Origin of the sequence: Massilia alkalitolerans DSM 17462, assembly GCF_000427785.1 — a bacterium.
Lineage (GTDB): Bacteria > Pseudomonadota > Gammaproteobacteria > Burkholderiales > Burkholderiaceae_D > Telluria > Telluria alkalitolerans.
Window position 1 is genome coordinate 198142 of the sequence record NZ_ATYR01000002.1, and the last position, 20338, is coordinate 218479.

The window sequence follows — 20338 nt, forward strand, 5'->3', positions numbered from 1 at the left end:
CCACGAGCACCAGCCGCAGCGTTGCCGCGGACGCGCCGTTCACCTTGGACCCAGGTGCCGGACGAACCAGTCGGTAGCGGCCTGGGCGACTTCGTCGAGCTTGCCCGGCTCCTCGAACAGATGGGTGGCGCCGGGAATGACCAGCAGGCGCTTGTCGCAGCGCAGTTCGGAAAGCGCCTGGCGGGTCAGGTCGACCACCACGCCGTCGTCGCCGCCGACGATCAGGAGCGTGGGGGCAACGACGGCGGCCAGCGCCGCCGGGCCGGCCAGGTCGGGACGCCCGCCGCGCGACACGACCGCCGCGATTCCCGAGCCGTCGCGCGCCGCCAGCTGCAAGGCCGCGGCCGCGCCGGTGCTGGCGCCGAACAGGCCGAGCGACAGGGGCGCGCTGAGCGGGTCGGTGCCGAGCCAGGCGGCGGCCTGCCCGAGTCGGTCGGTCAACAGGGCGATGTCGAAGCGGTTTTCGTAGCTGCGCTCTTCGTGCGCGCTGAGCAGGTCGAGCAGGAGGCTGCCGACCCCGGCATCGCGCAGGCGTGCGGCGACCAGGCCATTGCGCGGGCTGTGGCGGCTGCTGCCGCTGCCGTGCGCGAACAGCACCATGCCGATCGGGCTTGCCGGAAGCTCGAGCATGCCCTCCATCCGGGCCGCGCCGGCTGCGATCGTGATCAGTTCCTTGCGTGTCATGGCGCGCTCCGTGTGACTGGAAACTTTGACCTGCTCCGATGGCGAAGATTCACCGAGGATCTTGTATGCGGCGCTTGACTTCGGAAATATGATAGGCGTAATATGACATTCATCATATTTCGGAGGCGCCATGAACACATCGGCCAAGGCCAGCAAGCGCGAGCAGTCCCATCATCGCATCGTCGAGGCGGCCAGCCGGGCCGTGCGGCGCCACGGTTACGCCGGCGTCGGCGTAGCCGAGGTGATGAAAGAGGCCGGCCTGACCCATGGCGGCTTCTACGCCCATTTCGAGTCGCGCGATGCCTTGCTGGTCGAGGCGATCGAGCACGCCGGCGCCATCAGCAGCGCCGTGCTGGACGAGCGCATCGCCGCGCGCGCGCTGGAGACCGGCGATGCCCTGCAGGCGCTGATCGAGCTCTACTTGTCCGACGAGCACCTCGCGCATCCGGAGCATGGCTGCGTGGTCGGCGCGCTGGCGAGCGAAATGCCGCGCCAGGACCAGCCGGTGCGCATCGCCTCGGCGCAGCGCGTCGACCGCCTGGTGCGCCGGGTTGCGTCGGTCTTGCCGGAAGGCGCCGACCCATCCCTTGCCGGTGTGATTGCCGGGGCCCTGGTGGGCAACCTGCAGCTGGCCCGCATCCAGGGTGATAACGCCGAGGGCAGGGCGGCGCTGGCTACCGCCCGCCAGTCGCTGGTGACCTTGTTCGCCTCTCGTCCTGCCTGATGTCGTCGGCGACCGGTAAAAGGGTGGCCAAGCTCGGTGCCTGAATATGATTCAGATCATATGATGAGCACTATTTTTTTGAATCATAATATGATGATCGTCATATGAAGGTCATCATATTTCCCTGTTCGTCCTTCTGACCCGAAAGGAAATGCCATGCACATCCAGAATGCCACCGTCCTCATCACCGGCGCCAACCGCGGCCTTGGCGCCGAATTCGCGCACCAGGCCCTGGCGCGCGGGGCGAAAAAGGTCTATGCGGCGGCGCGCAAGCCGGAATCGGTCGCGCTGGAAGGCCTCATCCCGGTGCGACTGGACGTCACCGACGCCGCGGCCGTGGCGAGGCTGGCCGCGGAGTTGGGCGACGTCAACCTCGTCGTCAACAATGCCGGGGTAGCGGGTACCGGGAGCCTGCTGGCCGAGGATGGCGAGGAGGCGCTGCGCTGGATGCTGGAAACGAACGTATTCGGCATCCTGAACATGAGCCGGCACTTCGCCCCGGTGCTGGAGCGCAACGGTGGCGGCGCTTTCGTGAACGTGCTGTCGGTCGCGAGCTGGAAAAGCAATCCGGCGCTGGCGGGTTACGCCGTGACCAAGGCGGCCGCCTGGAGCTTCACCAATGGGGTATGGGATGCGCTGCGCGAGCAGGGCACGCAAGTGCTGGGCGTACACGTCGGAATGATCGACACCGACCTGACCCGCGGTTTCGATCTGCCCAAGCTGAGCCCGGACACCGTTGTCGCACGCTGCTTCGCCGCGCTCGAGGCGGGCGCCGCCGAGGTGCTGGTCGATGAGATCACGCGCGCCGTCAAGCAGGGCTTGATTGCCGAACCGCCGCTCTACACACTGGCCTGAAGCAGTGCCACGGCACGAAAAAACGCCCCGGGCGCCAGGCGCCGCGGGGCGTTTTCACGTCTGGCTTGAAAAACTCAGTCGCGGATTTCCAGTGCGCGGTTCAGGCTCAGTGCAGCCAGCGAGCCGACCGCACCCGACAACAGGTACAGCGACACATAGCCCAGGCCGAAGTGCGCCGACAGTCCCAGTGCGACCAGCGGGGCGAAGGCCGCGCCGACCAGCCAGGCCAGGTCCGATGTCAGGGCCGCGCCGGTGTAACGGTACTGCTGCTTGAAGTTCGCGGTCACCGCGCCGGCAGCCTGGCCGTAGGACAGGCCCAGCAGCGCGAAGCCGACCAGGATGAAGGTGTTCTGGCCGGTGACGCCGCCGTCCATCAGCGAAGGCACGGCGAGCGAGAACAGGCCGATCAGCACGGCCAGGGTGCCGAGGGTGGTGCGGCGGCCGACCCGGTCGGCGATGAAGCCGGAGGCAAAGATTGCCAGCACGGCCAGGCCGGCGCCCCACATCTGGATGTGCAGGAACTCGTCCATCGGACGGGTATCGTAGAGCTGGATCCAGGACAGCGGGAACACCGTCACCAGGTGGAACAGGGCGTAGCTGGCGAGGGCGGCCAGGGCGCCGATGGCGATGTTGCTGCCCTGCGATTTCACCAGTTCGCCGACCGGGGCCGGGTCGAGCTCGTGGGCATCGAGCAGGCGCGAATACTCGCTGGTCGACACCAGGCGCAAGCGGGCGAACAGGGCCACGATGTTGATCGCGAAGGCGCAGAAGAACGGGAAGCGCCAGCCCCACACCAGGAAGTCGTCCTGCGACAGGTTGGCGAGCAGGTAGGCGAACAGGCCGGCGGCGATCAGGAAGCCGACCGGGGCCGCCAGCTGGCCCAGCATGGCGTAGAAGCCGCGCTTGTTTTCCGGCGCGCTCAATGCCAGCAGCGAGGGCAGGCCATCCCAGGAGCCGCCCTGGGCGACGCCCTGGCCGATGCGCATCAGGGACAGGATGACGATCGCCGCTACGCCGATCCGGTCATACGAGGGCAGGAAGGCGATCACGCAGGTACTGGTGCCCATCAGGAACAGGGCAACCGTGAGCTTGATTTCGCGGCTGAAGCGGGTCTGCAGCCACATGAACACCACGGTGCCGAGGGGGCGCGCGATGAATGCGAACGAAAAAACGATAAACGAGTAGAGTGTCGCTTCAAGCCGGTCGGCCCACGGGAAAAAAACCGCTGGGAACACTAGTACTGAAGCAATTGCGTAGACGAAGAACTCGAAATATTCCGAGGCGCGGCCAATGACCACGCCGACGGCAATTTCTCCCGGGTGGATCTCGCCGTCCCGGGCGTTGATGTTGCGAGCCCCGCTGGTAGGGTGGGTGATGGGAGCGGCACCTGCGCCGCCGTACGTCGTCGTGCTTTGCATATCTTCGTCTCCTTGGGGTCAACACGGCCTGCAGCAGCTCGAACGTCGCACCCTGTTTTCTATTGTATTTTCCGACAATGCCAGCAATGTCGTAATTGCAATATAGCAAGGGTGGGACAAAGTGTCCAATGGTTGCCGTAGGCCGTTGGCGTTACAGTAGCATGTTCTTATTCCCATGTAACGTTAGATACCTAGCATGATTCCTAAAATTGTCCGCCGCGGACTCCCATTACTTCCGCTTGCAGCGCTCGCCGGCTGCAACACGGTCGTCATGAATCCCACTGGCGATATTGCAAAACAGCAGGCAGACCTGATTACCATTTCTGTCCTGCTCATGTTGATCATCATCGTCCCGGTGATGATCCTGACGGTCCTGTTCGCATGGCGTTATCGCAAGAGCGCGAATGCAAAATATGAACCGGACTGGGACCACTCGACCAAGCTCGAGCTCGTGATCTGGGGCGCGCCCCTGCTCATCATCATCGTCCTCGGCCTGATCACCTGGGTCTCGACCCACAAGCTGGACCCGTATCGTCCGCTCGACCGCCTCGACGAAAACCGCCCGATCCCGGCCTCGACCAAGCCGCTCGAAGTGCAGGTCGTGGCACTCGACTGGAAGTGGCTGTTCATCTATCCGGAGCAGGGTATCGCTTCGGTGAACGAACTGGTCACCCCGGTGGACGTGCCGATCCGCTTCAAGATCACCTCGTCGACCGTGATGAACACCTTCTACATCCCGACGCTGGCCGGCATGATCTACGCGATGCCGGGCATGGAGACGACCCTGAACGCCGTGCTGAACAAGCCGGGCGACTACAAGGGCCTGTCCGCCAACTTCAGCGGCGAGGGCTTCTCGCACATGCACTTCGCCTACAAGGGCGTGACCGGCGGCGAATTCGACGCCTGGGTGCAGAACATGAAGTCCAAGCCGGGCCTGCTGGACCGCGCCGACTACCTGACCCTGGAAAAGCCGTCCGTGCGTGAGCCGGTGCGCTACTACGGCCAGGTGGAAACCGCGCTGTTCAACCGCATCCTGAACCGCTGCGTGGCCGAAGGCAACGTCTGCATGAACGAGCAGATGGCCCAGGACCACAAGCGCAACGCGATCGCGGCCGCGGCCAAGCGCCTGCCGAGCAAGGCCCAGCTGGAACAGATGGCCCAGCTGGCGGAAGCGGAAATGTGCATCACGCCGGAAGCCGGTGGCCCGGCCGTCGGCATTCCTAATAATTCTGTGAAGAAGTAATCATGCAAGACTCTCTCGACCTGACGAAGCTACTCTTCGGTCGGCTCAGCTGGGACGCGATTCCGTTCCACGAACCGATCCTGCTCGCGACCTTCGCCGGCGTGATCGTCGGTGGTCTGGCCCTGGTGGCCCTGATCACCCACTTCCGCCAGTGGGGCAACTTGTGGAACAACTGGTTTACCAGTATCGACCACAAGAAAATCGGTATCATGTACATGATCCTCGGCATCATCATGTTCCTGCGCGGCTTTGCCGACGCACTGATGATGCGCGCCCAGCAGGCATTCGCCTTCGGCGCCAACAAGGGCTTCCTGCCGCCGGACCACTACGACCAGATCTTCACCGCCCACGGCGTGATCATGATCTTCTTCGTGGCGATGCCGTTCGTGACGGGCCTGATGAACTACGTCGTGCCGCTGCAGATCGGCGCCCGCGACGTGGCCTTCCCGTTCCTGAACAACTTCTCCTTCTGGATGACCACCATGGGCGCCGTGCTGGTCATGGCCTCGCTGTTCGTGGGTGAATTCGCACGTACCGGCTGGCTGGCCTATCCGCCGCTGTCGGGCATCCTGGCAAGTCCGGGGGTCGGGGTCGACTACTACATCTGGTCATTGCAGATCGCGGGGGTAGGTACCTTGCTTTCCGGGGTCAACCTGATCGTCACCATCGTCAAGATGCGCGCTCCGGGCATGGGCCTGATGAAGATGCCGGTGTTCGTCTGGACCTCGCTGTGCACCAACATCCTGATCGTGATCACCTTCCCGATCCTGACCGCCGTGCTGGCCATGCTGGGCATGGACCGCCTGTTCGACACCGCGTTCTTCACGAACGACCGTGGCGGCAACGCGATGATGTACGTGAACCTGATCTGGATCTGGGGCCACCCCGAGGTCTACATCCTGATCCTGCCGGCCTTCGGCATCTTCTCGGAAGTCGTCTCGACCTTCTGCGGCAAGCGCCTGTTCGGCTATACCTCCATGGTCTATGCGACCTGCGTGATCATGGTCCTGTCCTACCTGGTGTGGCTGCACCACTTCTTCACCATGGGTTCCGGCGCGAGCGTCAACTCGTTCTTCGGCATCACGACGATGATCATCTCGATCCCGACCGGCGCGAAGATCTTCAACTGGCTGTTCACGATGTACCGCGGCCGTATCCGCTTCGAACTGCCGATGATGTGGACCGTGTCGTTCATGCTGACCTTCGTCATCGGCGGCATGACCGGCGTGATGCTGGCCATCCCGGCGGCCGACTTCGTGCTGCACAACTCGCTGTTCCTGATCGCGCACTTCCACAACGTGATCATCGGCGGCGTCGTGTTCGGCCTGTTCGCCGGCTTCAACTACTGGGCACCGAAGATGTTCGGCGTCAAGCTCAACCAGTTCTGGGGCCACGTGTCGTTCTGGATGTGGTCGATCGGCTTCTGGTTCGCCTTCCTGCCGCCGTACATCCTCGGCTTCATGGGCGTGACCCGTCGTACCAGCCACTTCGAAGACCCGGAACTGCAGCCGCTGTTCCAGATCTCGCTGTTCGGCACCCTGATGATCGCCGCCGGTATCGGTGCGCTGCTGCTGCAGTGCTTCTTCACCTGGAAAGACCGCGCCAAGCTGCGCGACGTCACCGGCGACCCGTGGGACGGCCGTACCCTGGAGTGGGCGACCTCGTCGCCGCCGCCGGACTACAACTTCGCGTTCACCCCGGTGGTGCATGACAACGACACCTTCGCCGACATGAAGAAGAACGGCTACCAGCGTCCGCTGAAGGACTTCGTGCCGATCCACATGCCCAAGAACACCTGGGCCGGCTTCGTCATCTCGGCACTGTCGGCTGTGGTGGGCTTCGGGATCATCTGGCACATGTGGCTGCTGGTCGCCGTGTCCTTCGTCGCCATGATGGCCGCGATCATCATCCACACGTTCAACTACAAGCGCGATTTCTACATCCCGGCGGAAGAAGTGGCCCGCACCGAGGAAGCGCATACCCGTCTGCTGAAGAGCTATGTCTGAAATTAAAGCAACCATTCCCGGCGGCCTGACCGCCGACGAGGTGACCGCGCGCTACATGGTGCGCGAGCACCATCCTGAGCACGGCACGCTGCTGGGCTTCTGGATCTACCTGATGAGCGACTGCCTCATCTTCGCGTCCCTGTTCGCCACCTATGCGGTGCTGGGCCGTAACTACGCCGGCGGTCCGACCGGCGCCGAGCTGTTCGACCTGACGCTGATCGCCATTAACACCGGCTTCCTGCTGCTGTCGTCGATCACCTTCGGTATCGCGATGATCTCGGCCCAGGCCAAGAAGCTGGGCGCGACGCTGCTGTGGATGGGCGTCACCGGCCTGCTGGGCGCGGCCTTCCTGTCGCTGGAAATCTATGAGTTCCTGCACCTGATCCACCAGGGCGCCGGTCCGCAGCGCAGCGGCTTCCTGACCGCGTTCTTCGCGCTGGTCGGCACCCACGGCCTGCACGTGCTGTTCGGCGCGATCTGGCTGGTGACCCTGATGGTCCAGCTGGCAAAGCACGGCATCACGACCGAGAACTTCCGCCGCCTGCAGTGCCTGTCGCTGTTCTGGCACTTCCTGGACGTCGTCTGGATCGGCGTGTTCACCTTTGTCTACCTGATGGGAGTGCTGCCATGAGCGAACACATCCACCACCACGAGCATGACCACGACGGCCATACCAGCTTCGTGACCCACTACTCGATGAAGGATTACGCGATCGGCTTCGTGCTGTCGCTGATCCTGACTGCGATCCCGTTCTGGCTCGTCATGGGCAACGTGCTGCCGCCGGAGACGACGAAGTACGTGATCATGGGCTTCGCCGCCGTCCAGTTCGTCGTGCAGATGATCTATTTCCTGCACATGAACTCGAAGTCGGAAGGCGGCTGGAACATGATGGCGCTGATCCTGACCGTGGTCCTGCTGGTCATCGTGCTGGCCGGTTCGATCTGGGTCATGGCACACATGAACGCCAACATGATGCCGGCCATGGGTGGGGCAAGCGACACCACCCACGGCATGCACGACATGCAGTAAATGCAGCACCCGCGCGACCAGCAAGCAGTGCCGCCGACGCATCCTCCACGCAGCGCCTTCGCGCGCCGCGTGCTGGGGGTGGCGGCGCTGCTGCTGGCCGCGCTGTTTTTGGCTCTGGGAACCTGGCAGGTGGTCCGCCTGCAATGGAAACTGGACCTGATCGAACGCGTCGAATCGCGCGTTCACGCGGAGCCCGTCGCGCCGCCGCCGCCTGCCCGCTGGGCGCAGGTGAGCAAGGAATCCGACGAATACCGGCGCGTACGCCTTGCCGGGCACTACCTCTACGAATTCACCGCTCCCGTCCAGGCTGTTTCCGAGCTGGGCGCGGGGTTCTGGCTGCTCACGCCGCTGTGCACGGCGGAGGGCCATATCGTCTTCATCAACCGCGGCTTCATTCCTGCCGCCGACAACAAACCCGGGACCTATCCCGCCCGCCGTGCCGCCGCCGATCCCTGCGCGAACGGTGGGGAAGCGGTCGAGGTCACGGGCCTGCTGCGCATCAGCGAACCAGGCGGCGGCTTCCTGCGCGAGAACGATCCGGCGAACAACCGCTGGTTCTCGCGCGACGTGCAGGCGCTGGCCGCCGCGCGCGGCCTGCAGGGGGGCGCACCGAACGGCGCTCCTGTGGTCGCGCCGTTCTTTGTCGATGCCGGTAAAAACCAGGATCCGCAAGCTGCGCCCGAGCGCGCCGTCGGCGGCCTGACCGTGGTCTCCTTCGTCAACAATCACCTCGTCTATGCCCTTACCTGGTATGCGCTGGCCCTGATGGTGCTGGTTGCATGGTGGTGGGTCAGCCGTCATGGCGCTACAATGCGCGACGATGACTGACGCTACCCCACGGGCATGATCCAGAACCCCCTCGATTTCTTCGCCAAGGCGGCCCGCAGCTCGCCCCAGGCGGCCGCCGCGAACGTCGAGTTCGCCGCCGGCCACAAGAACATGCTGCAGCTGATCGAGCTGCGCTGGATCGCCGTGATCGGCCAGGTCACGACCATCGCCGCGGCGATCCTGATCTTCGGGATCGAGCTGCCGCTGCTGCCCATGCTGCAGGTGCTGGCCTGCCTGATCGCCTTCAACGTGGCCAGCCACCTGCGCTGGCACGAGCGCCGGCCGGTGTCGAACAGCGAGATGTTCATGGCCCTGCTGGTGGACGTGGCCAGCCTGACCGTGCTGCTCTACCTGTCGGGCGGCATCACCAATCCCTTCGCCTTCCTCTACCTGCTGCAGGTGATCCTGTCGGCGGTGCTGCTGGAAGCGCTGTGGACCTGGACGATCGTCCTGATCACCATCGCCTGCATGGCCGGCCTGGCCATGTATGCCCAGCCGCTCGCGCTGCCGTTCGACCATGCGCGCGGGATCGCCAGCCTCTACATCCAGGGCCTGCTGGTGTGCTTCGCGCTCAACGCGGCGCTGCTGGTGATGTTCATCTCGCGCATTTCCGACACCCTGCGCGACAAGGCCGCCCAGCTCGCGGCGCTGCGCCAGCAGGCGGTCGAAGAAGAACATATCGTACGCATGGGCCTGCTGGCCTCCGGCGCCGCCCACGAACTGGGCACGCCGCTGGCCACGGTCTCGGTGATTCTGGGCGACTGGAAGCGCATGCCGCAGTTCCGCAACGACCCCGACCTGCTCGGGGAAATCACCGAGATGCAGACCCAGCTCCAGCGCTGCAAGGCCATCGTCAGCGGCATCCTGCTGTCGGCGGGCGAAGCGCGCGGCGAATCGGCGGTGCGCACCACCGTGCGCAGCTTCCTCGACGGCGTGGTGAGCAGCTGGCGCGGGAGCCGCCAGGTAGCGAGCTTCCAGTACAATAACCGTATCCTGGAAGACAGGCCGGTCGCGTCCGATTCGGCGCTCAAGCAGACCATCGACAACCTGCTCGACAATGCGCTCGAGGCCTCGCCCGACTGGGTCGGCCTGGACGCCATGATCGAGGACGGCATCCTGCATGTGATGGTCACCGACCGCGGGCCGGGCTTCGCGCCGGGCATGCTCGGCCAGATCGGCAAGCCCTACCAGTCGACCAAGGCCAAGCCGGGGCGCGGCCTGGGCCTGTTCCTGGCCGTGAACGTGGTGCGCAAGCTGGGCGGTTCGGTGGTGGCCGCCAACCGGGCGGAGGGCGGGGCGCAGGTCAGCCTGCGGCTGCCGCTGGCAAGCATCGAACTGGAAGAGGAAGGCATTTGACAGACACTACTGAGCGCCTGCTGCTCATCATCGAAGACGACGAGGCGTTCGCGCGCACCCTGAACCGCTCGTTCGAGCGGCGCGGCTACCGGGTGCTGGTCGCATCGGGCCAGGAGGAAGCGGCGGCCTTGCTGGCGGCGCATACGCCCGGCTACGCGGTGGTCGACCTGAAGCTCAAGGGCAACAGCTCGGGACTGGCCTGCGTGCAGCTGCTGCACGAGCACGACCCGGACATGCTGATCGTGGTGCTGACCGGCTTCGCCAGCATCGCCACCGCTGTGGAAGCGATCAAGCTGGGCGCGGTGCAATACCTGGCAAAGCCGTCCAACACCGACGACATCGAGGCCGCCTTCGGGCACGTCGCCGGCAACACCGACGTCGAGGTCAGCAACCGTTCCACGTCCATCAAGACGCTGGAGTGGGAGCGCATCCATGCGGTGCTGGCCGAGACCGACTTCAACATCTCGGAAGCGGCGCGCCGCCTCGGGCTGCACCGGCGCACGCTCGCGCGCAAGCTCGAGAAGCAGCGGGTGAAGTAGGGATCAAGCCATGAAATCGCGTCTGCTGCCGGCCTGCCTGGCCCTGTCGCTTGCCGCTCCGGCGCTGCAGGCCGCCGATCCTGTCGCTGCCGGCAAGGCCGCCTTCCAGCGCTGCGCCAACTGCCACCAGGTCGGGCCCGGCGCGCGCAGCAATTTCGGCCCGCAACTCAACGGCATCCTCGGCCGCCGCGCCGGCTCCGCCGCCGATTTCGACTATTCGCCCGCGCTCAAGAAGGCCGGCTTTGTCTGGAACGAAAAGAACCTGGCCGCCTTCCTGCGCGACCCGGACGAGGTCGTCCCAGGCAACAAGATGCGTTTCTGGGGCTTGCGCAGCGAGCGCCAGATCGCCGACCTGCTGGCCTACCTGCGCGCGCATCCGGCAGCGCCCGCCGGCGCCCGGTAGGCCGAGATGGTCCGGGAGCCTGGAACGGTGCGCGCGATCGCCGTGCGCGGGTCCGGCACGCCGGCGCCGGCAAGCGTCGAGCGCGTCGAAGCCATGGCCGGCCGCGGCCTGGCCGGCGATATCCACGCCGATGCGCGTTCGCCACGGCAGGTGCTGCTTGCCGGGACAGCCGCCTATGACACCCTGGCGCTGCCGCCGCACTCCCTGCGTGAAAACCTGCTGCTCGACCTCGACACCGCCGGCATGGCCTCCGGCACAGTACTGCGCATCGGCGTGCAAGTGCGGCTGCGCCTGAGCTTCCAGTGCGAAGCCTGCGGCAGCCTGGAGCAGCATGCACCCGGCCTGACGCGCGCCGTTGGCGCCAGGCGAGGCATCCTGGCCCGGGTGCTCGCGGGTGGCGAGATCGGCGTCGGCGATCCGGTCGTCGTGCTGGAAGAGCGCTTGCCCGTGATGCCGGAAGACTGGCGCGAGCGCGTGGCCCGCGTGATCGAGGCGGTGCCGCCGGGACAGGTGATCGGCTACGCCGACCTGGCCCATGTGGCCGGCGTCCAGTCGAGCTATTGCCGGGCCTTTCCGCGCCTGCTCGCCCGGCTCGGGCCTGCGTATGCTGCCAGGGCGGTACCGGCCCGCGCCGAGCCGGACCTGCCGCGCTGGGATGGTACCGGCTTTCATGCGCAGGCCGAAGCCTAGCCCTAGCCCCCCAGCTTGCTGAGGGAGTACGCGGCCAGGAAGCCCGCCACCGTGATCAGGCCGGCGAAATCGTGGGTTTCCTCGAAGGCTTCGGGGATCATGGTATCGACCAGCATGGCCAGTATGCCGCCGGCCGCCACTGCGGTGGTGGCCGCCACCACCTGCGGCGAGAAGTGGCGAAACACCGCGTAGCCGAGCAGGGCGGCGACGCCGGAGGCCAGGGCAATGCCGCCCCAGATCCCGAAGATGTAACGCGCGGAGCGCCCGGCGCGCTTCATGCCGGCGGCGCTCGACAGGCCTTCCGGAATGTTGGACAGGAAGATCGCCGCCACCGCGACGACGCTGACGCCGCGCCCGCCCAGCATCGACAGGCCGATGACGATCGATTCGGGGATCCCGTCGAGCACGGCGCCGACCGCGATCGCCGTACCGCTGGCGCCGTTCTCGCTGGCCGGCGGCTGGCATCCGGAGCGCTTGCGGTGGCGCGCGCCGCGGTGCGACAGCCACCAGTTGGCCAGCGTGTACACCGCGGCGCCGCCCAGGAAGCCCAGCGCCGTCGAGGCGAATCCGCCGGTGTGGAAGGCATGTTCCATCAGTTCGAAGGAAAGCGCCGAGATCAGGACGCCACTGCCGAAGGCCATGACGGCGGCGATCAGGCGCTGCGGCACCGCGAGCCGGTAACCGGCGGCGGCGCCGACCAGCAGGGCGCCGCCTGCCAGCAATCCCCACAATCCCGCTTGCAGCCATATCGGCAATGCCATACGTCCTCCCCGCGCATTGTCACGATTGTAAGCACAGTAAGCCTGCTTTGAGGCACAATTGCGCTCTTTGCAAAAAAAACACCATGAATATTCGCCTATCGACCGAATCCGACACCGCCGCCTTGGCGGAGATCTGGCGCGCCAGCGTGCGCGCCACCCACGACTTCCTGCTCGACGCCGACTTCCGTGAGATCGATACGCTGGTCGCCGAACACTACCTGCCGGCCACCCGCGTATGGGTCGCGCTGGACGAAACCGGCCGCGCCTGCGGTTTCCTGGGACTGAGCGGCGCTCACGTGGACGCCTTGTTCATCGACCCGGCCAGCCGCGGCCAGGGAGCAGGGCGCCGCTTGCTGGCGCACGCCGAAAGCATCGCCGGACGCCTTACGGTCGACGTCAACGAGCAGAACCTGCAGGCGGTCGGTTTCTACCGCCACATGGGATTCACGGCGGTGGGACGTTCGCCCACCGATGACGCCGGTCGCCCTTATCCGCTGCTGCACATGCGTCAGGAATGAACCGCCCGCGCGCCATGCATATAAATACATTTGGACAAATTGGGTTGCCTTCGCACTATTTTTAGTCCATCATAGGTGGGTGGTGCCAGCCAGCAACGGCCCGGCACCCGATCAGCGATGAGGCGGTTGAGTCCGTTTCTTTTCGTCCCCCGCATCGTGCCGGGGGACTTTTTTCGGTGCCGCGGCCCATCCTGCCGCGGCTGGCGCGATCGCGGCGCCTGCCGGCCCACCGCCAGGCCGAAGCTGGAGCTTTCCCTGTGCGCCCCACCGGAGGAAACTTGAACGCACCGTTTTCCCCGACGACCCATGCAGCACGGATCGTCACGTCCATGTCCAAGCGCCGCCCTCCGGCAGCCATGCTGGTCGCCATGCTGGCGCTGGGCGCATTCCATGTTCCCGATGCCGCCGCGGCAGGCCGCAAGTCCGCGCCGCCGCCGGTTGCCGATTTCACCCAGCTGACCGGCACCCGCGCCGGCAACTGCGCGGCGCCGATCGAATCCGGCCTGGCCACCCTGGGCGCGCCGACGCTGCGCCATTGCGCCTGGAGCCAGCACCTCGAAATGCTCTACTGGCAGGACGTCTCCGCCAGCCCCAACACCTGCCTGCCGGCGCCGGCGATTGCCTGGCACCGCCTCGGCGCCGGGGTCGGCGCGGTGCTGCGTCCATGGAGCACGGCCTGGAACGGCCAGTCGATGCTGGTCCAGACCGGCGGCAGGGTGCAGGCCGGCATGGTCTGGCAAGGGGAGGGCGGGCAGTGGTCGGCGGTGCTGTGGCGCTGGCGTCCATCCGACCGGCTTCCGACCCGCAACTGGCAGGCCGGCCACTGGAACAAGGTCGCCGCGGCGGTGCGCGCGATCGACGCCGCCAATCCGGCGCCGCAGCGTACGCCCTTGATGACAGCCTGGCTGGACGCCACCAACGGCAAGCCGCGCCTGCTGGCGGCCGACAGCTGGCGCTGGGTCAGCGAGGCGAGCTGCCTCGACCTGCGCACGGCCAGCCTGGGCCAGGCCCAGATGCACCTGCCTTATTCGCGCGACGACGCCCGCCTGGAGCAGCGCAGCGCGATGCAGGTGCTGCTGGCGCGGCGCTTCCCGGCCGCCGAGTGGCTGCGCAACTTCAGCCTGATCGAACCCTCGATCTCCGGCGACCGTACCGGCGCCAAGTTCCTCGCCGTCTGGCGCGAGAACACGACGGTATCGGGCCAGTTGTGGATCCCGCTGCGCGGCGAGGGCGGCATCGTGCGCGCGCGCATCTCGAGCGAACTGCCGGCCGCCCCCGCACCCGCCCTGCAGGAGGCGGCCAAGGCGCGCGCCGCCGTGCTCGAGCGCGAGTTGAGCACCCTTGCCCACGCCTGGGAGGCCCGCCATGAATGAAGATTTCTCGACGCCCCTGTGGCTGTTGTCGCCGCTGGCGGTACTGGGCGCCGGCCTGATGCTGGCACTGGTGCTCGGCATGCTGCTGCAGCGCTTCAAGGTGCCCAAGCTGTATGGGGCCGTGCTGGCCGGGCTGCTGCTGGGCGCAACCGGCGGCAACCTGATCGACCGTCCGCTGCTGGCGCAATTCCAGGAACTGCTCAACGCCGCCTCGGCCCTGGTGCTGTTCGAGGTCGGCCGCAAGATGGACCTGGCCTGGCTGCTCAAGAGCGGCCGCCAGGGCGGCAGCCTGCTGCTGGCCACGCTGGCGCGCTGCGTCGCGGTGGCCGTGACCCTGCGCCTGCTCGGGCTGCCATGGGGCGCATCGATCTTCATCGCCTCGATCCTGATCGCGGTGAATCCGGTCATCGTCAATTCGATGGCGGCCGACGAGAACGCCAGCGGCACCAGCACCTTCGCCACCGCCAACATGGTCGGCCTGAGCAGCCTGGTCGCGCTGCTGATGCTGGCGCTGACGATGGCGTGGACGCGCAGCCAGGGCATCGATGCCACCACCGGCTTCGGCGAGGAACTGATGCGCCAGGGCGGCAAGCTGGTGCTCGGCGCGGCGATCGCCCTGCTGTCCTACGGTTTGTATGCCGCCGCGACGCGTCTGTGCAAGGTGCCGGCCACCATGCGCCCCGGCATGCTGCTGGCCGCGCTGCTGATCGACCTGGGCCTGTGCTCGGTGTCGGCGGCCAGTTCGCTGCTGTCCCTGCTGCTGATGGGACTGCTGCTGCGCAACGTGGAGCGGCGCGACAACGTGTTCCAGGCCCAGCTCAAGACCGCCCAGGACATCGGCTACGTGCTGCTGTTCCTGATGTCGGCGGCACTGGTGGACCTGCAGGGGCTGGCCCAGGGCTGGACGCTGCTGGGCGCGCTGGCCGTGTTCGCGGTACGCATCCTGGCCACCCGCGCCGCCCTAGTGCCGGCCACGGCCTGGGACCGCTACAAGAAGCACGCGATGGCCCTGCAGATGTGCTCGCTGGTCAGCTATGGCGGCCTGGTGGTCGACACCACGCTCAACGCGTATACCGGCCTGGACCCCGCGTCCAGCGAGATGATGGGCGCGCTGCTGGCCCTGAACGTGCTGCTGGCGCCGGGCCTGACCTGGCTCGGGCTGCGCATGGCGGGGGAAACCTACCGCCAGGGCGCGCCCCACGAGGAACGCAGCGTTGGCTACAAGGAGGAGATCAAGGCATGAGCGCACCCCTGAACAATGACGAAGCGGCGCGCCTGGCGCAGGCGCAGGCGGTGTCGGGCAAGGGCCCGGCCTTCCTGCCGGACTTCAAGTCATCGACCGTGGGCACGATGGGCATCGAGCTCGAGCTGATGGTGCTCGACCGCCTGACCTATGACCTGTTCCCGGCCGCGCCCGACATCCTGCGCATCCTCGACCAGCACGACAAGCCCTGGGTGCACACGCCCGAGATCACGACCTCGATGCTGGAAGTGGCGACCTCGATCCTGCAGTCCTACGGCGAGGCCAGCGAGCAGCTCGAGCATATCCGCAGCACGGTCCAGCGCGCCGCATTCGAAGTCGGCGCCTCGGTGTCGGGCGGCGGCGCCCATCCGTTCCAGCGCTGGAACGAGCAGCGCATCTTCCCGAAGGAGCGCTATTTCGAATCCGAGCGCAAGTACGGCTACCTGGCCAAGCTGTTTACCGTGTTCGGCATGCACGTGCACATCGGCGCCGGCACGGCCGACGAGGCGGTGCGCCTGTGCGCCTGGCTGACCCAGCGTGCGCCGCTGTTCATCGCCCTCTCGAGCAATTCGGTGTGCTGGCAGGGCGAGGTCTCGGGCTTCTGCAGTTCGCGCAGCAACGTGGTCGGCGCCTTCCCGATGAGCGGCATCCAGCCGCACGAGTTCCGCAGCTGGCAGGACTTCCGCGACTATTTCGAGCGCCTCGCCGGTTTCGGGATCGTCAACAGCATCAAGGATTTCTACTGGGATGTGCGTCCCAAGCCGGAGTACGGCACCATCGAGCTGCGCGTGCTCGATACACCGCTGCGGCCGGAATACGCGGCCGCGCTGGCCGTCTATGCGCGCGAACTCTGCCTCGAATTCGCCGACCAGCCGGGGCGCTGGCCGTCCAACGGCAGCCGCGAGCTGTACACCTGGAACCGCTTCAACGCCGCCCGCGACGGCGTCGACGCCAGCTGGATCGACCCGGAAACCGCCGTGTCGCTGCCGGTGGCGGAAGTCATCCGCGCCGACCTGGAGCGCCTGGGACGGCGCTCGACGGACCCCGGCTTTGCCCAGGCGCGCGCGGTGATCGAGGCCCTGATGAAGGATGGCGGCCAGGCCGGCCTGTTGCGCCGGCACCTGGCGGGCGGCGGCGGCATGAACGACCTGGCGCGGGTCGCCAGCGAGATCTTCGAGGCGCGCCAGCCGGCCCGCAGCTGAGCCGGCGCTGCCGGGTCAGAGCTGCGCCAGCGGCGTGCGTCCAGCCGCCTCGTCCACGTCCAGCCGGGCGATCAGGCGGGCGAGGTTCTGCTCCAGCTGCTCCAGGGTCGCCTCGTCCAGGCTGGCCAGCGCGTCGGGCAGCACGCCGGCGAAGGGCTGCGGCGCGCGTTGCAGCACTTCACGCCCGGCGTCCTGCAGGTGCAGCGCGACGTTGCGCCGGTCCGCGCCTTCACGGCTGGCGGTGACGAAGCCGCGTTCGACCAGCCCGCGCACCAGGTTGCTGGCGGTGGACTGGTGGATGTCGAGTTCGCGCGCCAGCCCGGTGGCCCCGATGCCGGGACGGCGATCGATGACCGACAGCGCCCACAGCTGGGCGCCGCCAAGGCCGGCCTCGCGCTCGACCTGGCGGAAATGGCTCTTGACTGCGTTGAAAACGATACGGAACTGCCGCAGGACGCGCTGTGGCTGTTCGTCCTCGACTGGGGGGGCGGGATTCTCTGGCATGGCGCGATCATAGCGGAAATCCGGCGCGTAAGCACAGGCGGTCGCTGCCTTTGCGCTGCCAACGTGGCCCGGCCGAAACGTGGCGCGGCGCCAGCCCGCATTTGCTAGCATGGGCGGCATGAATCGGCTGCTCGCCCATCCGCTGATACAGCGGCGGCGCCTCGTGTCGCGCGCCGCCGTGGCGACCCTCCTGGCCGGGTTCACGCTGACGGCAACGCTGTTCGGCGTGGCGCGTGAACTGGAGGCGGAGAGCGCGCGCGCCGATTTCGAGCAGCGCACCGCCGTGCGCACGGCGGCGGTCACGCGTGCCTTTGCCGATGCCGTGCACGACATGCGCGCGCTCAACCTGCTGTTCACCGCCGGCGGCGGCGCGGTCTCGCGCGTCGCCTTCGATGCCTTCGCCCAGCCGCTCTCGGCCGGCGACGGCTACCTCAAAGCCCTCGAGTACCAGCGCTTCGTCAACCGCGCCGAGCGTCCCGCCTTCGAAGCGGCGCGGCGCCGCTTCTGGCCCGGGTTCACCATCACCGAACGCAGTCCCACCGGTGAACTGCTGCCTGCGCGGCCACGTGAGCGTTACCTCGTCAACGACTACGTGGTCCCGATCGCCAGCAATGCCGGGGTATTCGGCTACGACGTCCTGTCCGATCCCGTCGAGCGTGCCACGATCGAACGCGCGATCGACTCCGGCGAAGCCACCGCCAGCCCGGTGCTGCGCCTGGTGCAGGGCGACGGTTCGCTGCGCGGCATGGTGGTGGCGATGCCGGTTTATCGCGCCGGGGCCGACCTGGCGAGCGTGGCGGCCAGGCGCGCGGCGGCGCTGGGCAACACGGCGGTGGTGATCGATGCCGGCCTGCTGGTCGGCGGCAGCCTGCATGCCGGGCGCCTGCTGACCGATACCGATGCCTCGCTCACGCTGTATGGCCATACCGCCGGCGGTGCGCGCGTGGCCGTGTTCAGCCATCCGGGCGCGCCAGGCCCGCAGGAGAGCTGGGAGCGCTGGCTCGGCGGCGGCCCCAGCGCGCTCACGCACGGCTTTACGGTGGCCGGCTCGCAATGGGAACTGACGACGGTCCGGCTGGCGCGCGGCGTCGACAGCCAGGTCGGTTCGCTGTCGATTCTCGGCTACGGCTGCGTGTTGAGCCTGGCCGTCGCGTTCCTGGTCCAGCAGCGTAGCGCCCGTACCCGGCGCATCGAGTCGCTGGTCGAGCGCCGCACCGCCGACCTGGCCCTGACCACCGGCGCGCTGCGCCTGCACCAGCGCGCCATCGAAGCCGCGGCCAACCCGATCCTCCTGATCAGCGCCACCCGCCACGGCTACCCGATCGACTACGCCAACCCGGCCTGCGAACGCACGCTCGGCTACGGGCCGGGCGAACTGGTGGGCAAGCCGCTGGCCAGCCTGGCGCGTCCCGACGCCGACGAGCCCGGACTGGAAGAGCTGCGCCAGGCCCTGTACGAATGCCGCAAGGGCCACGCCCTGGTGCGCCAGGCCACGCGCGACGGCCGCGAGCTGGTCAGCGAAGTCTATATCGCCCCGGTCAAGGACGCGGCCGGCAAGACCGAGCATTTCGTCGTCACCACCTACGACGTCACGGTGGCCAAGCGCTACGAGGCCGAGCTGGCGCACCGGGCCCGCTACGACACGCTCACCGGCCTGGCCAACCGCGCGCTGCTGGCCGACCGCATCGAGCGCGCCATCGCCAGCGCCAACGGCGCGCCGGTGTGGGCGGTGGCGCTCGACATCGACCATTTCAAGCTGGTCAACGACACGCTCGGGCGCCGCGTCGGCGACGAGGCGCTGCGCGCCCTGGCCGCACGGATTGCCGGCGCGATCCGCCAGGCAGATACGGCCGCGCGCTCGGGCGGCGACGATTTCATGCTGGTGCTCACCGATTGCCGCGACGAGCGCCAGGCCGCGGCGCGGCTTCAGGCGGTGCGCGAGTCGCTCGCCGAACCGCTCGACGTCGACGGCCATACCCTGGTGTTCGGCTCCAGCGCCGGGGTGGCCGGCTATCCGGTCGACGGCCTGGATCCCGAAACCCTGGTCAAGCACGCCGAGGTCGCCATGTACCGCGCCAAGCAGACCGGCCGCAACGCGGTGCAGTTCTACGCCCCGCACATGAACGCGCACGCGATCGACCGGCTGGCCCTGGAAGGCGCGCTGCGCAGCGCCCTGCGCGAAGACCAGTTCGAGCTCTACTTCCAGCCCCAGGTAGAGCTCGGCAGCGGATGCGTGGTGGGCACCGAAGCACTGATCCGCTGGCGCCATCCGCACTTCGGCACCGTGCGGCCGGAGCGCTTCATCGCGCTGGCCGAGGAAACCGGCCTGATCGTGCCGATCGGCGCCTGGGTGCTGCGGGCGGCCTGCCGCCAGAACCACGACTGGCAGCGCGCCGGCCTGGGCAACCTCCGGATCGGCGTCAACCTGTCGGCGCGCCAGTTCTCCGAACCCGACCTGGTACAGACCGTACGCACGGTGCTCGACGAGACCGGATTGAAAGCCGATTCGCTCGAGATCGAGCTCACCGAAAGCATGATGATGGCCGACGTCGAAGCGGCGATCGAGACCATGCGCGGCCTGAAAGCGATGGGGGTGAAGCTGTCGATCGACGATTTCGGCACCGGCTATTCCAGCCTGGCCTACCTGAAGCGCTTCCCGGTCGACGTGCTCAAGATCGACCGCTCGTTTGTGCGCGACATGGTCAGCCCGGACGGCGCGGCCATGGTCGACGCCATCATTTCGCTGGCACACGGCTTGCGCATGCAGGTCATCGCCGAAGGCGTCGAGACCATCGAACAGCTCGACAACCTGCGCGCCTACGGCTGCGACGAGGTGCAGGGTCACATCTACGGCCGTCCGGAGCCGGTGCACACGGTCGAGGCGCTGCTGCGCAAGGGAAGGGTGGAGCCCACTCCGGTGCATGCCTGAAGCCATTCCCGGCGCTGCCCGTACCGCTGGCGA

20 protein-coding genes are annotated in these 20338 nt (G+C 67.2%); 16 read left to right on the forward strand and 4 right to left on the reverse strand.

Annotated elements, in window-relative coordinates; translation table 11 throughout:
- Positions 1-39 precede the first annotated feature (39 nt).
- A complete protein-coding gene (locus tag YWC_RS0102865) occupies positions 40-684 on the reverse strand; it encodes a dienelactone hydrolase family protein (protein ID WP_027864025.1) in 645 nt (214 codons plus the stop codon).
- 130 nt (positions 685-814) lie between these two features.
- Between YWC_RS0102865 and YWC_RS0102870 the strand changes: the two genes are divergently transcribed.
- On the forward strand, positions 815-1408 hold the full coding sequence (locus tag YWC_RS0102870) for a TetR/AcrR family transcriptional regulator (protein ID WP_027864026.1): 594 nt from the start codon (positions 815-817) through the stop codon (positions 1406-1408).
- Between the two features lie 156 nt (positions 1409-1564).
- Entirely contained in the window at positions 1565-2263 is a 699-nt protein-coding gene (locus tag YWC_RS0102875; protein ID WP_027864027.1) for an SDR family oxidoreductase, read from the forward strand.
- A 74-nt stretch (positions 2264-2337) separates the two neighbouring features.
- Here the strand turns inward: YWC_RS0102875 and YWC_RS0102880 are convergent, their stop codons facing one another.
- A complete protein-coding gene (locus YWC_RS0102880) occupies positions 2338-3681 on the reverse strand; it encodes an MFS transporter (protein ID WP_027864028.1) in 1344 nt (447 codons plus the stop codon).
- 196 nt (positions 3682-3877) lie between these two features.
- Here YWC_RS0102880 and cyoA point away from each other — a divergent pair, with 196 nt between their 5' ends.
- Genes cyoA through YWC_RS0102925 form a run of 9 tightly spaced genes read left to right on the forward strand, consistent with a single transcriptional unit; the run spans position 3878 to position 11775 of the window.
- A complete protein-coding gene (gene cyoA, locus YWC_RS28015; RefSeq protein WP_156923449.1) occupies positions 3878-4924 on the forward strand; it encodes a ubiquinol oxidase subunit II in 1047 nt (348 codons plus the stop codon).
- 2 nt (positions 4925-4926) lie between these two features.
- Positions 4927-6930 carry a cytochrome o ubiquinol oxidase subunit I gene (cyoB, locus tag YWC_RS0102890; RefSeq protein WP_027864029.1) on the forward strand — a complete coding sequence of 668 codons (2004 nt, stop codon included), beginning with the start codon at positions 4927-4929 and terminating at the stop codon, positions 6928-6930.
- Positions 6923-7561, forward strand: a complete 639-nt coding sequence (gene cyoC, locus YWC_RS0102895; protein WP_027864030.1) for a cytochrome o ubiquinol oxidase subunit III — start codon at positions 6923-6925, stop codon at positions 7559-7561. Before cyoB ends, cyoC begins: the two co-directional genes overlap by 8 nt.
- Complete coding sequence (cyoD, locus tag YWC_RS28020; protein ID WP_036212781.1) at positions 7558-7959, forward strand: cytochrome o ubiquinol oxidase subunit IV; 402 nt, start codon at positions 7558-7560, stop codon at positions 7957-7959. Before cyoC ends, cyoD begins: the two co-directional genes overlap by 4 nt.
- Positions 7960-8787: an SURF1 family protein gene (locus YWC_RS0102905; RefSeq protein ID WP_027864031.1), complete on the forward strand. Its 828-nt coding sequence runs from the start codon at positions 7960-7962 to the stop codon at positions 8785-8787. It begins immediately after the preceding gene.
- 15 nt (positions 8788-8802) lie between these two features.
- Positions 8803-10143 (forward strand): ATP-binding protein, encoded by a 1341-nt coding sequence (locus YWC_RS0102910; RefSeq protein WP_084416269.1) that lies wholly within the window; start codon positions 8803-8805, stop codon positions 10141-10143.
- Positions 10140-10682, forward strand: a complete 543-nt coding sequence (locus YWC_RS0102915; RefSeq protein ID WP_027864033.1) for a response regulator transcription factor — start codon at positions 10140-10142, stop codon at positions 10680-10682. The genes YWC_RS0102910 and YWC_RS0102915 overlap by 4 nt, the downstream gene beginning before the upstream one ends.
- A 10-nt stretch (positions 10683-10692) precedes the next feature.
- On the forward strand, positions 10693-11085 hold the full coding sequence (locus YWC_RS0102920; RefSeq protein ID WP_027864034.1) for a c-type cytochrome: 393 nt from the start codon (positions 10693-10695) through the stop codon (positions 11083-11085).
- 27 nt (positions 11086-11112) lie between these two features.
- Positions 11113-11775, forward strand: coding sequence for an MOSC domain-containing protein (locus tag YWC_RS0102925; protein WP_229412994.1), 663 nt, complete (start codon positions 11113-11115; stop codon positions 11773-11775).
- Between the two features lie 2 nt (positions 11776-11777).
- On the opposite strand, the gene YWC_RS0102930 is transcribed toward YWC_RS0102925, so the two are convergent.
- On the reverse strand, positions 11778-12536 hold the full coding sequence (locus YWC_RS0102930) for a ZIP family metal transporter (RefSeq protein WP_036212784.1): 759 nt from the start codon (positions 12534-12536) through the stop codon (positions 11778-11780).
- Between the two features lie 83 nt (positions 12537-12619).
- Between YWC_RS0102930 and YWC_RS0102935 the strand changes: the two genes are divergently transcribed.
- From YWC_RS0102935 to YWC_RS28025, 4 genes are all read left to right on the forward strand, one after another.
- Positions 12620-13054, forward strand: coding sequence for an acetyltransferase (locus YWC_RS0102935; protein WP_027864037.1), 435 nt, complete (start codon positions 12620-12622; stop codon positions 13052-13054).
- 278 nt (positions 13055-13332) lie between these two features.
- A complete protein-coding gene (locus tag YWC_RS0102940) occupies positions 13333-14427 on the forward strand; it encodes a hypothetical protein (RefSeq protein WP_156923450.1) in 1095 nt (364 codons plus the stop codon).
- A complete protein-coding gene (locus tag YWC_RS0102945; protein ID WP_027864039.1) occupies positions 14420-15670 on the forward strand; it encodes a cation:proton antiporter domain-containing protein in 1251 nt (416 codons plus the stop codon). Before YWC_RS0102940 ends, YWC_RS0102945 begins: the two co-directional genes overlap by 8 nt.
- Positions 15667-16872 carry a YbdK family carboxylate-amine ligase gene (locus YWC_RS28025; RefSeq protein WP_051306168.1) on the forward strand — a complete coding sequence of 402 codons (1206 nt, stop codon included), beginning with the start codon at positions 15667-15669 and terminating at the stop codon, positions 16870-16872. The genes YWC_RS0102945 and YWC_RS28025 overlap by 4 nt, the downstream gene beginning before the upstream one ends.
- 15 nt (positions 16873-16887) lie before the next feature.
- Here YWC_RS28025 and YWC_RS0102955 read toward each other — a convergent pair whose 3' ends face one another.
- Positions 16888-17376 (reverse strand): MarR family winged helix-turn-helix transcriptional regulator, encoded by a 489-nt coding sequence (locus YWC_RS0102955; RefSeq protein ID WP_027864040.1) that lies wholly within the window; start codon positions 17374-17376, stop codon positions 16888-16890.
- Positions 17377-17494: 118 nt separating this feature from the next.
- Between YWC_RS0102955 and YWC_RS0102960 the strand changes: the two genes are divergently transcribed.
- Positions 17495-20305 carry a bifunctional diguanylate cyclase/phosphodiesterase gene (locus tag YWC_RS0102960; protein ID WP_051306196.1) on the forward strand — a complete coding sequence of 937 codons (2811 nt, stop codon included), beginning with the start codon at positions 17495-17497 and terminating at the stop codon, positions 20303-20305.
- Positions 20306-20338 lie beyond the last annotated feature (33 nt).

Coding starts and splice junctions, on each gene's coding strand:
- YWC_RS0102865 (WP_027864025.1), bottom strand. CDS start 684: ATGACACGCAAGGAACTGATCACGATCGCAGCCGGCGCGGCCCGGATG.
- YWC_RS0102905 (WP_027864031.1), top strand. CDS start 7,960: ATGCAGCACCCGCGCGACCAGCAAGCAGTGCCGCCGACGCATCCTCCA.
- YWC_RS0102945 (WP_027864039.1), top strand. CDS start 14,420: ATGAATGAAGATTTCTCGACGCCCCTGTGGCTGTTGTCGCCGCTGGCG.
- cyoC (WP_027864030.1), top strand. CDS start 6,923: ATGTCTGAAATTAAAGCAACCATTCCCGGCGGCCTGACCGCCGACGAG.
- YWC_RS0102875 (WP_027864027.1), top strand. CDS start 1,565: ATGCACATCCAGAATGCCACCGTCCTCATCACCGGCGCCAACCGCGGC.
- YWC_RS0102960 (WP_051306196.1), top strand. CDS start 17,495: ATGAATCGGCTGCTCGCCCATCCGCTGATACAGCGGCGGCGCCTCGTG.
- YWC_RS0102880 (WP_027864028.1), bottom strand. CDS start 3,681: ATGCAAAGCACGACGACGTACGGCGGCGCAGGTGCCGCTCCCATCACC.
- cyoB (WP_027864029.1), top strand. CDS start 4,927: ATGCAAGACTCTCTCGACCTGACGAAGCTACTCTTCGGTCGGCTCAGC.
- cyoA (WP_156923449.1), top strand. CDS start 3,878: ATGATTCCTAAAATTGTCCGCCGCGGACTCCCATTACTTCCGCTTGCA.
- YWC_RS0102935 (WP_027864037.1), top strand. CDS start 12,620: ATGAATATTCGCCTATCGACCGAATCCGACACCGCCGCCTTGGCGGAG.
- cyoD (WP_036212781.1), top strand. CDS start 7,558: ATGAGCGAACACATCCACCACCACGAGCATGACCACGACGGCCATACC.
- YWC_RS0102930 (WP_036212784.1), bottom strand. CDS start 12,536: ATGGCATTGCCGATATGGCTGCAAGCGGGATTGTGGGGATTGCTGGCA.
- YWC_RS0102910 (WP_084416269.1), top strand. CDS start 8,803: ATGATCCAGAACCCCCTCGATTTCTTCGCCAAGGCGGCCCGCAGCTCG.
- YWC_RS0102955 (WP_027864040.1), bottom strand. CDS start 17,376: ATGCCAGAGAATCCCGCCCCCCCAGTCGAGGACGAACAGCCACAGCGC.
- YWC_RS28025 (WP_051306168.1), top strand. CDS start 15,667: ATGAGCGCACCCCTGAACAATGACGAAGCGGCGCGCCTGGCGCAGGCG.
- YWC_RS0102920 (WP_027864034.1), top strand. CDS start 10,693: ATGAAATCGCGTCTGCTGCCGGCCTGCCTGGCCCTGTCGCTTGCCGCT.
- YWC_RS0102870 (WP_027864026.1), top strand. CDS start 815: ATGAACACATCGGCCAAGGCCAGCAAGCGCGAGCAGTCCCATCATCGC.